The organism is Sinomonas notoginsengisoli (genome assembly GCF_021554725.1).
In the GTDB taxonomy this organism is placed as follows: Bacteria; Actinomycetota; Actinomycetes; order Actinomycetales; family Micrococcaceae; genus Sinomonas; species Sinomonas notoginsengisoli.
The window spans coordinates 473,109-485,537 of record NZ_JAIZDP010000001.1; the positions used below are offsets into that span (position 1 = coordinate 473,109).

General features: G+C 67.7%; 10 protein-coding genes. 3 read left to right on the plus strand and 7 right to left on the minus strand.

Annotated elements, in window-relative coordinates:
- Positions 1–366 precede the first annotated feature (366 nt).
- The gene (locus LF262_RS02125) at positions 367–993 is read left to right on the plus strand and encodes a vitamin K epoxide reductase family protein (RefSeq protein WP_235779262.1); all 627 of its coding nucleotides are present in this window, start codon (positions 367–369) and stop codon (positions 991–993) included.
- A gap of 40 nt (positions 994–1,033) precedes the next feature.
- Here LF262_RS02125 and ndk read toward each other — a convergent pair whose 3' ends face one another.
- From ndk to ileS, 4 genes are all read right to left on the minus strand, one after another.
- Positions 1,034–1,453, minus strand: coding sequence for a nucleoside-diphosphate kinase (gene ndk, locus LF262_RS02130; RefSeq protein WP_235778631.1), 420 nt, complete (start codon positions 1,451–1,453; stop codon positions 1,034–1,036).
- Between the two features lie 85 nt (positions 1,454–1,538).
- On the minus strand, positions 1,539–2,012 hold the full coding sequence (locus tag LF262_RS02135; protein WP_235778632.1) for a DUF4233 domain-containing protein: 474 nt from the start codon (positions 2,010–2,012) through the stop codon (positions 1,539–1,541).
- Complete coding sequence (locus tag LF262_RS02140) at positions 2,012–3,370, minus strand: bifunctional folylpolyglutamate synthase/dihydrofolate synthase (protein WP_235779263.1); 1,359 nt, start codon at positions 3,368–3,370, stop codon at positions 2,012–2,014. The genes LF262_RS02135 and LF262_RS02140 overlap by 1 nt, the downstream gene beginning before the upstream one ends.
- Before the next feature lie 20 nt (positions 3,371–3,390).
- The gene (gene ileS / locus LF262_RS02145; protein ID WP_235778633.1) at positions 3,391–6,756 is read right to left on the minus strand and encodes an isoleucine--tRNA ligase; all 3,366 of its coding nucleotides are present in this window, start codon (positions 6,754–6,756) and stop codon (positions 3,391–3,393) included.
- Between the two features lie 345 nt (positions 6,757–7,101).
- On the opposite strand from ileS, the gene LF262_RS02150 reads away from it, so the two are divergent.
- Positions 7,102–7,614, plus strand: coding sequence for a sensor histidine kinase (locus LF262_RS02150; protein WP_235778634.1), 513 nt, complete (start codon positions 7,102–7,104; stop codon positions 7,612–7,614).
- 20 nt (positions 7,615–7,634) lie between these two features.
- Here LF262_RS02150 and LF262_RS02155 read toward each other — a convergent pair whose 3' ends face one another.
- Together LF262_RS02155 and LF262_RS02160 are read right to left on the minus strand one after the other, a co-directional pair.
- The gene (locus LF262_RS02155) at positions 7,635–8,414 is read right to left on the minus strand and encodes an SDR family oxidoreductase (RefSeq protein WP_235778635.1); all 780 of its coding nucleotides are present in this window, start codon (positions 8,412–8,414) and stop codon (positions 7,635–7,637) included.
- Between the two features lie 42 nt (positions 8,415–8,456).
- On the minus strand, positions 8,457–8,804 hold the full coding sequence (locus LF262_RS02160; protein ID WP_235778636.1) for a DUF488 domain-containing protein: 348 nt from the start codon (positions 8,802–8,804) through the stop codon (positions 8,457–8,459).
- Positions 8,805–8,892: 88 nt separating this feature from the next.
- On the opposite strand from LF262_RS02160, the gene valS reads away from it, so the two are divergent.
- Positions 8,893–11,514 (plus strand): valine--tRNA ligase, encoded by a 2,622-nt coding sequence (valS, locus tag LF262_RS02165; protein WP_235778637.1) that lies wholly within the window; start codon positions 8,893–8,895, stop codon positions 11,512–11,514.
- A 303-nt stretch (positions 11,515–11,817) separates the two neighbouring features.
- Here valS and LF262_RS02170 read toward each other — a convergent pair whose 3' ends face one another.
- On the minus strand, positions 11,818–12,423 hold the full coding sequence (locus tag LF262_RS02170) for a mycothiol-dependent nitroreductase Rv2466c family protein (protein WP_235778638.1): 606 nt from the start codon (positions 12,421–12,423) through the stop codon (positions 11,818–11,820).
- Positions 12,424–12,429 lie beyond the last annotated feature (6 nt).

Consider the following 12,429-nt stretch of genomic DNA (forward strand, 5'->3'; position numbering starts at 1 on the left):
GGTGCCGCGTGCGACCCGCCACCGGTCAGGGCCGGGCAGGTGCCGCTCTGGCCCGAGTCGCCCGGCGGGATCGGTGGATCCGGACGGGGTGGGGGCCGGCGGTCTTCTCGCTGTGCACCGGACCGGGCACTGCATGTGGATCAGCGTCCGGCCACTTGCATTGTCTCACACGGCCTTCGGGGCGGGGGTACGGCGCGCTCCCCGTCCAGAACGGTTTGGGCTCGCCCCGCGCCAGCGGCCGACCAAGCGCGGCGCCTAGAATCGAAGTCAATACGGCCAGGAAGGACCTCCATGACTCCCCAGACCAGCGCCAGCCGGCCCGCCGCGACTTCCGCTGCCTCCGGTTCCCGCGTCACCGCAACGCCCATGGCGGACGCAGGCGCCGATGCGGCAGGCCACTCAGTCCACACCATGGGCCGGGCGAGGCCCTTTGGCTGGCTGCTCCTCGTCACGAGTGTGGTCGGCTGGCTGGCGTCCGGCCAGCTGGTCCTCGAGAAGCTCGAGAAGCTGGTCAATCCGGCCCACACCACGATCTGCGACGTCAATCCGTGGATCTCCTGCGGTGAAGTCATGAGCACATGGCAGAGCTCCGTCTTCGGCTTCCCGAACATGTTCATCGGCATCGTGGCCTTCGCCGTGACCACCACGGTGGCGATGGCGCTGCTTGCCGGCGCCCAGTTCTCGCGCTGGTTCTGGACCGGACTCCAGGTGGGCGTCACGGCGGGCTTCGTGTTCGTCGTGTGGCTCTGGAGCCAGGCACTCTACGCGATCGGGATCCTGTGCCCGCTCTGCATGGTGGTCTGGGCCATGATGATCCCGATGTTCGTCTGGACGACCATCCGCAACGTCCAGCATGGCGTCATCCCGGCGCCCGCTGCCCTTGCGCGCGGCCTGGCTGACTGGGGCTGGGTCATCGTCGCGATTCTCTACGTGGGCGTTGTCGCCTCGATCTTCTTCCGCTTCCTGCACATGTTCATCCCCTCGACCATGTGACCCAGGCGTCTCGGGTACAGAACAGCATGAGAGCTGTCCGTCAGGCCGGGAACCAGATCGCGATCTCGCGCTCTGCCGACTCAGGCGAGTCCGAGCCGTGGACGAGGTTCTGCTGAACCTTGAGGCCCCAGTCACGGCCAAAATCACCGCGGATGGTACCCGGCGCCGCCGTCGTCGGGTCGGTCGCGCCGGCCAGGGATCGGAAGCCCTCGATCACGCGCTCGCCCTCGAAGATCGCGGCGACTACGGGGCCGCTCGCCATGAACTCGAGCAGGGGCTCGTAGAAGGGCTTGCCCGCATGCTCGGCGTAGTGCTCTGCCAGGACATCGCGGCTCGGCGTGAGCGACTCGAGGGCCGCGAGCCGATAGCCCTTAGCCTCGATCCGGGCGAGGATCGCACCGGTGAGGCCCCGGGAGACACCGTCGGGCTTGACGAGGACAAGGGTGCGTTCAGTGGTCACAGGTTCTCCTGGTCGAATCGGTAAGAGGGGTCGGGTTTCCCGCCCAGTCTACTGATCAGCGAGCCAGCGTTTGGGTGGTGGACGATCAGGGCCGCCCGCCGACGGTGCCCGTCCCCCCATCGCCCGATTCCCCGGAATGCTCCCGCTCCCACGCGGCCTGGTCGCGGTCGCGCTGGGCGTTCTCGTGGTCGAGCCGCACCCCCGCCCGGATCGCGAAGAACCACGTCACGAGTAGCGCTGCGCCAACCACGAACATCATCGGTTCGAGGAACCCGAGCGCCACGAGGGCCAGCTGGAGCACCCACCCGACCCACATGCCCCACGATCGGGAGACGATGGCGCAGGCCAGGACGAATACGGCCACGAGGCCGAGTCCGCCGCCCAGAACGGTCCCCACTCCGAGGTCCCGACCGCGCAGGCCGAACAGCACGAGGGTCGCGAAGAACACCACGAAGGCTTCCGTCAGCAGGAGCACCGAGGCGAACATGACCTTGATGGAACGCCGCTTCCTCGGCATGCCTGGGCGCCACTCGCGCTGCGCCCTCGTCAGCCGCGCCATCACGCGGCGTCCTTGCCGAGCAGCACACGAGCCTCGCCGACCACAGTGATCGAGCCCGTGATGAGCACGCCCCCTCCGAAGTCGCCGGCCGCGTCAGCTCGCTCGACCGCGTAGTCGATCGCCTCGTCGAGCTTCTCGGCCACGTGGACGCTGTCTTCGTCGAAGCCCACATCGAGCGCCCGCTCGGCGAGCTCGTCTGCGGCGATGGCCCGCGGCGAGGCGGACTGCGTGAAGCAGTACTCGACCGGCGTATCAGCGAACTCCTCCCTGAGCGTGCGCAGGATCTCGTCGGCGTCCTTCTCGCGGAGCACCCCGAGGACCACGACGAGCCGCGAGAAGTCGAAGGCCTCCGTGAGAGCCCGGGCGCTGACCCGTATTCCATCGGGATTGTGGGCCGCGTCGAGGATGATCGTCGGGGAGGTCCGGACCACCTCTAGGCGTCCGGGCGATGACACCTCGGCGAATCCCTCCCGGAGCAGCTCCACGCTCAGCTCACGCTCTCCCCCGCCGAGGAACGCCTCGAGGGCGGCAACTGCGACCGCGGCGTTCTCCGCCTGGTGCGCACCGTGGAGCGGAACCGCGAGGTCCTGGTACCTGCCAGCGATGCCCTGGACCGTCACGATCTGGCCGCCGACGGCGAGCGCACGCGACTCCACGCCGAACTCGATGCCTTCGAACCGGTAGGGGACGCCGACTTCCCGAGCCTGCTCCAAGAGCACCTGGGCAGCGGCGACGGGCTGCGCCGCGCTGATGAGGAACCCCCCGGGCTTGATGATCCCGGCCTTCTCCCGCGCGATCTCCTCGACGGTATCGCCCAGGAGATCGGTGTGGTCGAGGGAGATGGGGGTGATGACGGAGACGGCCCCGTCCCCCACGTTCGTCGCGTCGGTGATGCCGCCGAGGCCCACCTCGATGACCGCGACGTCCACCGGCTCGTCCGCGAACACGGCGAACCCGAGGATAGTGACGCACTCGAAGTACGTCAGCCGCGGCTCGCCCGCGGCTTCGAGTTCGGCATCGACGATCCCGAGGTACGGGGTGATCTCATTCCAGATCCGCACGAACGTCGAGTCCGGCACCGGGACACCGTCGATGCTGATGCGCTCCGTGACGCGGCTCAGGTGCGGGCTCGTGTAGCGGCCGGTACGCAGTCCATGGGCGCGCAGGCCCGCCTCGACCATGCGCGCTGTGGAGGTCTTCCCATTCGTGCCCGTGATGTGGATGATCGGGAAGGCCCTGTTCGGCTCGCCGAGCACGTCCATCGCCCGGAACAGGGGTGCGAGCCGGGGTTCCATCTTGTTCTCGGGCGCGCGGCCGAGGAGGACCGCGTAGACCTCCTCGACCGTGCTCGGCTCCATCCGGGGGTCGGCGTGCTCGGTCACTGCGCGCCCTCCCCTACTGGCGCGTGTGCGTCCCCGAGGCGACGCGGTTCCAGGCTCGCTGGATCCAGGCGCTCCACGAGCGCGGTCGGCTCGATGTCCGCGACGAGCAGCTCGAGCTCGAGCGTGAGGGTCTCGCCCTTGAGGAGGTCGGCGTGCACCTCGGCTGCCGCAATCACGTGCTTGCGAGCGGTGATGCTCGCCCGGATCCGGTCGCTCACATCGAGGCCGGCCTCCTTCCGGGCCTGCTGGACGGTACGGACGAGGTCACGCGCAAGGCCCTCTGCCTCGAGCTCGGGCGTCACCTCGGTGTCCAGGACAACGAATCCTCCGCCTGGAAGCATCGCGACGGCGGCGTGCTCACCGGCCTTCGCCGGGTCCACGACCGTCTCGAGTGTGTACTCGCCTTCCTCGAGCGCAAGTCCGCCGGCAGTCACCGTGCCGTCCTCGGCCACCGACCAGTCGCCGGACTTGGAGCCCTTGATGGCCTGCTGGACGCCCTTGCCCAGGCGTGGACCAGCAGACCTCGCATTGACAACGAGTTTCCGCTCGATCCCGAACTCCTCCTCGCTGGCCTCAGAGGCGTCGAGCAGCCGGACGGTCTTGAGGTTGAGCTCGTCCGCGATGACCGCCTCGGAGCCAGCCAGAGCCGCCGCCTCGGGCACGACGACGGTGAGCGCCTTGAGCGGTAGGCGCACCCTCAGCTTCGCGGCCTTGCGCAGGGAGGACCCCGTGGAGCAGACGGCCTGGGTGCGGTCCATCTGGGTGACGAGCGCGGCGTCGTCTGCAAAGGCGGAGGCGTGCGGCCAGTCGGTGAGGTGCACGGAACGGCCTCCCGTGAGACCGCGCCAGATCTCCTCTGAGACCATCGGCAGGAGCGGTGCCGCGACCCTGCAGACAGCCTCGAGGGCAGTGTAGAGAGCATCGAACGCGTCCGCTTCCTCGTCGAAGAAGCGCTGGCGGGAGCGGCGCACGTACCAGTTGGTCAGCATGTCGAGGTACTCGCGAAGCTCGTCGCAGGCGGTCGAGATGTCGTACGCGTCGAGGTGCTCCTGCATGCCGCGCACGAGCCGTCCCGTCTCCGCCATGAGGTACCTGTCGAGGGGGTCGGTGTAGCCGTCGTAGCGGAGCCGTGCCTCGTAGCCCGCCCCTGCGGAGCGCTGTGACGCATTGGCGTACAGGGTGAAGAAGCTGTACACGTTCCACAGCGGCAGGATGACCTGGCGGACACCATCGCGGATGCCCTGCTCGGTGACGATCAGGTTGCCGCCGCGCAGGATCGGGCTGGCCATGAGGAACCAGCGCATCGCGTCGGAGCCGTCACGGTCCAGCACCTCGGAGACATCCGGGTAGTTGCGCAGGCTCTTGGACATCTTCTGCCCGTCGGAGCCGAGCACAATCCCGTGGCTGATCACGTTGCGGAAGCCCGGCCGGTCGAAGAGTGCCGTCGCGAGAATGTGCAGGGTGTAGAACCAGCCGCGGGTCTGGCCAATGTACTCGACGATGAAGTCGCCCGGATTGTGGGTTTCGAACCACTGCTGGTTCTCCATCGGATAGTGCACTTGCGCGTAGGGCATCGAGCCGGAGTCGAACCACACGTCGAGGACGTCCGGTACGCGGCGCATCGTCGACTGGCCTGTCGGATCATCCGGGTTGGGGCGCGTGAGATCGTCGATGAACGGCCGGTGGAGGTCGGGCTTGCCCTCGTGGTTGAGCGGGAGCCTGCCGAAGTCGGCCTCGAGTTCGGCGAGGGAGCCGTAGACGTCCGTCCGCGGGTACTCGGGGTTGTCCGAGACCCACACGGGGATCGGCGAGCCCCAGTAGCGGTTGCGGCTGATCGACCAGTCCCGCGCGTTCTCGAGCCACCTGCCGAACTGGCCGTGCTTGACGTTGCCCGGGATCCAGTTGATCTGCTCGTTGAGCTCGAGCATGCGGTCCTTGATCTTCGTGACCTCGACGAACCAGCTCGACACCGCCCGGTAGATCAGGGGGTTGCGGCAGCGCCAGCAGTGCGGGTAGCTGTGCACATAGCTGGCCTGCTTCGCCAGCCGGCCCTGATCGCGGAGCACGCGGGTGATCGGCTTGTTGGCCTCGAAGACCTGCAGGCCCACGATCTCCTTCAGGGGCGCGTCCGCTCCCGAGCCGAACAGCGGGAGGAACTTCGCGCCGTCGTCCACGGAGAGGATCACGGGGATGCCCGCGGCCTCGCAGACCTTCTGGTCGTCCTCGCCGTAGGCGGGCGCCTGATGGACGATCCCGGTGCCGTCGGTGGTCGTGACGTAGTCCGCGACAAGGATCTGCCAGCCCTTGCCCGTGCCGTAGACCTCGGCGTCGGTAAAGTAGTCCCAGAGCGGCTCGTACCGGATGCCCTCGAGCTCAGAGCCGAGGTAGGTGCGCTCGACCGCACCGGCGGCGGCAGCAGCGTCGTCGTACCCGAGGTCTTTCGCGTACGAGCCCAGGAGATCCTCGGCGAGAAGGAACCGTGCGCCGGAGGGGATCTCGGAGGCCTTCACGCCCTCGGGTCCGCTGGGCACGACCGCATAGCGCACCTCGGGCCCGACGGCGAGCGCCTCGTTGGTCGGCAGCGTCCAGGGCGTGGTGGTCCAGGCGAGGGCGAGGGCCCCCGCGAGCTCTTGGGACGCCTCCGATTCGCCTGCGAGCAGCGGGAACGTGACGGTGACGGCCTGGTCCTGACGGTCCTTGTAGACGTCGTCGTCCATGCGCAGCTCATGGTTGGAGAGCGGAGTCTCGTCGTTCCAGCAGTAGGGCAGCACCCGGTAGCCGCTGTACGTGAGGCCCTTCTCGTGGAGCGTCTTGAACGCCCAGATGACGGACTCCATGTACTCGACGTTGAGTGTCTTGTAGTCGTTCTCGAAGTCAACCCAGCGTGCCTGTCGCTTGACGTACGCCTCCCACTCGTGGGTGTACTTGAGGACCGAGGCACGGCAGGCGTCGTTGAACTTGTCGATGCCCATCTCGTCGATCTCGGACTTCTGGGCCATACCGAGCTGCTTCATCGCCTCGAGCTCGGCGGGCAGGCCGTGGGTGTCCCAGCCGAATCGTCGCTCGACGCGCTTGCCGCGCTGCGTCTGGTAACGCGCTACCAGGTCCTTCGCGTATCCCGTGAGCAGGTGGCCGTAGTGCGGTAGGCCGTTGGCGAACGGGGGGCCGTCATAGAAGACGAACTCGTTCGCGCCGTCGCGGCCGGCGTCACGATTGTCGATCGACGCTTGGAAGGTGCCGTCTTCGTCCCAGTACTTGAGGACACGCTCCTCGAGCTCTGGGAAGCGCACGGCGCCCGCAGGGGGGCTGCCCGCCGTCGCGTCTGGTGCGGGTTCTGCAGTGGCCTTCGGGTACACGCTCACTCGGATCCTGGCTCGCTCTGTGCTGCTGGATGCGAGGACGGCGAGCGCCCGGATCTGCCGGACGGCACCGCGGTACCACCTCACTTGCCTGCGCAGGGCAAACCCGCGCCGGCCTCTCGTGACGGCTGTGACGGGCCTGCCCGTCCGGTTCTACTGAGCTCGGCTTCGCAGCCGCGCTGTTCTTCCGGAAGCTCACCGGTGATAACCGGGTCAATGCTTGTGACCCCAAGTCTAAGCACGCGAGCCGATACCTGTCGAAGACGGGTATGTCCAACGACTGGAATAACCGCACAAAAAGCTTCATACTGGTCTCGCCAGAGCGTATCGCAGACGGAAGGAGCGACGATGTGCGTCACCACAATCCTGGCGGTGCCGGCCTGGGGCTCCTCCCCAGAGCGGATCGCCGTCGCGTCCCGTGCAGAACTGCTCCTCGAGGTGGCGCACACTGGCCAGAGGCTCCGCCTCAGCCGTGCAGCCAGTCTCGCCGCGAAATCAATTCTGGCCATGGCCCTCGAGAACGCGGCGCAGCACGCTGACTCCACGCGGCCGGTGACACTCTCGTTGCTGTGGCAGCCTGCTGGGCTGACGATCCACGTGCTCAATGTCCCGGGCGAGACGGCAATCGGCCAACTCCTTCGCCCCGGACGCGGCATTGCCTCGATGATGGCCCGGGCCCAGCATGCCGGAGGATGGCTGCGGTCGGGACTCTGCACCGAGGGATTCGAGGTAGAGGCCTTCCTTCCGGCGCCAGCCAGGGCGTCCGTGCTCCCTCACCGCATCACGGCCGGAGCCCGGGCAATCCTCGCCTCGCACAGGCGATCAGAAGTCCTCGCCCACCGGATCCGCGCCGCCAGCTGAGGGCTCGCAGCCCAGTCCGGTCAGCGGCCCCTGCGGATGAGCTTGTGCGTTGCGGCCTGGGCCACCGGGCGGACCACGATCTCGTCGAGGTTGATGTGATGCGGCACAGTCACGGCGTACCGCACCACGTCCGCGATGTCCTCGGCGGTGAGCGGCTCCTCGACTCCTGCATAGACCTTCTCGGCCGCCTCGGCGTCCCCGCCCAAGCGCTTGAGCGTGAATTCCTCCGTCTTCACGAGCCCGGGCAGGACCTCGATGACGCGGACATTGTGCTCTGCCTCCTCGAGGCGCAGCGCACGGGTCATGCCCCGCTCGGCGAACTTGGCCGCGTTGTAGCCACCCCCACCCTCGTAAGAGACGAGCGCAGCCACCGAGGTGAGGTTGAGCACGGTCCCGTGGCCGGTCGCCCGGAGCATCGGCAGGAACGCCCGAGTGAGCTTCATGGTGCCGATCACGTTGGCCCGGAGCATCCACTCCCAGTCCTCGGTCTTCGCATCGGCGATCCAGTCGGTGCCGCGCGCGCCCCCGGCGACATTGACGAGGGTGTCTATCCCTCCGCCTGACGTGACCTCGGCGACGAGGCGCGCGACGTCGTCATCCTCGGCGATGTCCGCTTGCACGGCCACGGCGCCCGTCTCCGACGCGAGCGCCTCAAGCCGCTCTGCCCGGCGCGCTACCGCATAGACGCGCCAACCCTCGGCCGCAAGGGCACGTACGGTGGCTTCGCCGATCCCGGTGCTCGCACCGGTCACGACGGCGGATCGCTGCTGGTCTTCGGTGGTCTGGGGCACAGTCGTCATAAGCACAACCTACCGCGCCCCGACGAGGAGGAGCAGGCGCCCTCACCCGGCGTCGAGCATCTGCGCGAGCACGACCGCCTGGTTGTGCTCGGTGTCGTGCGCCGAGTAGACAAGCTCCGGCTTCCCGTGCTCGGCCACAGCGCGTTCCAGCTCGCCGTACGCCTCGGAGCCCTCCAGCTCGGCCCGGTACTTCCCCGCGAACTCCTCGAACCGCGCAGGATCGTGTCCGAACCACTTCCTCAGCTCCGTGGACGGCCCGACCTCCTTGAGCCAGAGGTCCACGGCGGCAGCCTCTTTGCTCAGCCCGCGAGGCCAGATGCGGTCGACGAGGATCCGGAATGCGCCCTGCGGGGAGGGCTCGTACACTCGGCGAATCGTCACGCTGCCCATGCCCGCCATGCTAGGCCCCCTGTGGGGGACGGGCCATGGTTGGGACTGACCCAAGGCATCACGCAGAAAGCATGGAAGAATCTATGGCATGCCTGAAGCAGCCATCACGGGTACAGACACGCCCGGTCGCACCCCACAGACTCCCACCACAGTCCCCGACAAGCCGGCCCTCGAAGGCCTCGAGGCCAAGCTCACCGAGCGCTGGCTCGAGACGGGAACCTACCGGTTCAACCCCGATACGACGCGCGGCGAGGTCTACTCGATCGACACTCCCCCGCCCACCGCCTCGGGCTCCCTGCACGTCGGCCACATGTTCTCCTTCACGCAGGCCGACCTCCTCGCGCGCTACCAGCGCATGACCGGGAAGAACGTCTTCTACCCCATGGGCTGGGACGACAACGGCCTGCCGACCGAGCGCCGCGTCCAGAACTACTATGGAGTGCGCTGCGATCCGGCGATTCCCTACGATGCCGACTACCGTCCGCCCGCCCAGCCGGCCAAGAACCAGCGCGATTTCGACGTCGTCTCGCGCCGCAACTTCATTCAGCTGTGCGAGGAGCTCGCCGTCGAGGACGAGAAGGTCTTCGAGCACCTGTTCAAGACCCTCGGCCTGTCCGTCGACTGGGACATGACGTACCGGACCATCGACGACGTCTCGCGGGCCGTCTCGCAGCGGGCGTTCCTGAAGAACTTCGCTGCAGGAGACGCCTACCTCGCCGAGGCGCCCACGTTGTGGGACGTGACGTTCCGCACCGCAGTTGCCCAGGCCGAGCTCGAGGACCGCGAGGTGCCCGGCGCGTACTACCGCTACGCCTTCAACACGGCCGACGGCGCGCCGGTCCACATCGAGACGACCCGTCCTGAGCTTCTGGCCGCCTGCGCGGCGCTCGTGGCGCATCCCGACGACGAACGGTACCAACACCTCTTCGGCACCACGGTGACCTCGCCCCTCTTCGGTGTCGAGGTCGAGGTGAAGGCCCACCCTCTGGCCAAGCCGGACAAGGGTTCGGGCATCGCGATGGTCTGCACGTTCGGAGACCTCACGGACGTCACCTGGTGGCGCGAACTCCAGCTGCCGACGCGCGCGATCATCGGACGCGACGGAAGGCTCGCCGGCGAGACTCCCGAGTGGATCACGAGCGAGGAGGGCAAGGCCGCCTATGTCCGGATCGCGGGCAAGACGGCGTTCTCGGCCAAGGAAGCGGTCGTCGAGATGCTCTCCGAGCGCGGGCTCCTCGACGGTGAGCCGAAGAAGATCCTGCACCCCGTCAACTTCTACGAGAAGGGCGACAAGCCCCTCGAGGTCGTCACGAGCCGCCAGTGGTACATCCGCAACGGTGGACGGGACGAGGACCGCCGGGCCACCTTCATCGCCCGCGGCCGGGAGCTCGAATGGCACCCCGCGTTCATGCGCTCCCGCTACGAGAACTGGGTCGAGGGGCTCAACGGCGACTGGCTCGTCTCCCGCCAGCGCTTCTTCGGCGTGCCCATCCCCATCTGGTACCGGCTCGACGCCGAGGGCAACCCCGACTACGGCAATCCGATCATGCCGGACGACGCCACGCTCCCCGTCGATCCGGTCGCCGAACCGGCACCGGGCTTCGACGAGTCGCAGCGCGGTGTGCCCGGCGGCTTCACGGGCGACCCGGACGTGCTCGACACGTGGGCGACCTCCTCCCTCACCCCACAGATTGTGGGCCGGTGGAGCCGCGACGATGCCTTCTTCGGCAACGTCTTCCCCTTCGACCTGCGCCCCCAGGCGCACGAGATCATCCGCACTTGGCTCTTTTCCACTGTGGTGCGGGGCGAGGAGCTCCACCGAACCCTCCCCTGGAAGCACGCGGCGATCTCGGGCTGGGTCCTGGACCCGGACCGCAAGAAGATGTCCAAGTCCAAAGGCAACGTGGTGGTGCCGACCGACATCCTCGAGGAGTATGGGGCGGATGCCGTCCGGTACTGGGCCGCATCCGCCAAGCTCGGTACGGACACGGCGTTCGAGGTCGCCCAGATGAAGATCGGGCGGCGGCTCGCCATCAAGATCCTCAATGCCTCGAAGTTCGTCCTCGGACTCGGCGCCACCGAGGCGAATGTGCTGGCCGACGGCGCGGACCCTGTGCTCGTCAACCCGCTGGACCGCGCGCTCCTCGCCCAGCTCGCGGAGGTCGTCGAGCAGGCGGGGGCCGCGTTCGCTGCCTACGATCCTGCCCGTGCACTGCAGCTGACGGAGTCGTTCTTCTGGCAGTTCACGGACGACTATGTCGAGCTCATCAAGGACCGCGCGTACGGTGCGCAGGGCGAGGAGCAGAAGGCCTCCGTGCTCGCGGCCCTCGCGACCACACTTGACGCCATCCTGCGCCTGTTCGCACCGATCCTCCCGTTTGCCACCGATGAGGTGTGGAGCTGGTGGCGTGCCGGCTCGGTGCACCGCGCTGCCTGGCCCGCACCGCTCCCCGTCGACGGCGATCTCGGCATGCTCCCAGCCGTGGGGCAGGCGCTCTCGGGCATCCGCAAGGCCAAGTCCGAGGCCAAGGTGAAGCAGCGCACCGAAGTGCTGACTGCGGTCGTCTCCGCCCCGGCCGAACTCCGTGGGCGCCTCGAAGCGGGCATCGGAGACCTTCGCGCCGCAGCGAACGCGCGGTCGATCGAGCTGCGCGACGGCGCGAGCGAACTCACCGTGACCGACGTCGAGCTCGCCCCCGCTGAGGGCTAGAATCCGAGCGCGCGTGGCAAAGGGGAAGCCCCATCAGCGTTTCCGCGTTGGTGGGGCTTCGACTTTCGGCTGCTCGGTGACGTTCTTGCAGTCTGGTGGACTCCTCAGCATTCAGGTCTTGCCGTCTCGTCACTGACGGCCAGTCGTCGGCTTTGCCTGAGGCTGCGCCGATTCTCAACTGTCACTGGACCTTCGGTTTCCACGTCCTCGTCCTCGCGGATGAGGTACTCCAATTGTGGCCTCGGACACACCGCCATTCAAGGGGGTTGCCCGAACTACAGGATCGTAGTTCGGCCCGTGCCGTCAGTCTGCGGAGGGACGCTCCGTCCGCGTCCGCTTGAGCTCGAAGAAGTGCGGGAACGAGGCCAGTCGCACGGCGGCATCCCACAGCTTTCCAGCCTCCTCACCGCGCGGGACCCGCGTGATGACCGGTCCGAAGAAGGCTGTCCCGTTGAACGCGACGATGGGCGTGCCGACGTCCTGGCCCACCTGCTCGATCCCCGCCTTGTGGCTCGCGCGGAGCTGGGGATCGTACTCGTCCGAGTCCTCGTACGTGGCGAGGTCCGCCGGGAGACCAACCTCGTCGAGCGCCCGGCGGATCACCTCAGACCGGTCTTTCACCTTCTCGACGTGGATGAGCGTGCCCATCGCGTCGTAGAGCGGTTTGATGTGCTCCGGCCCGTGGATCTCGCTTGCGGCGATGATCACCCGCACAGGACCCCAGTTCTCGTCCATGGCCCGCTGGTAGTCATGCTCGAGCTCACGCCCCTCATTGAGGACGGAGAGGCTCATGACGTGCCAGACGGTCTCGATGTCGCGGACCTGCTCGACCTCGCCGATCCACCGTGAGGTGGCCCAGGCGAAGGGGCACGCGGGGTCGAACCAGAAGTCGGCTTTCTCCTTCTGCATGTCTCA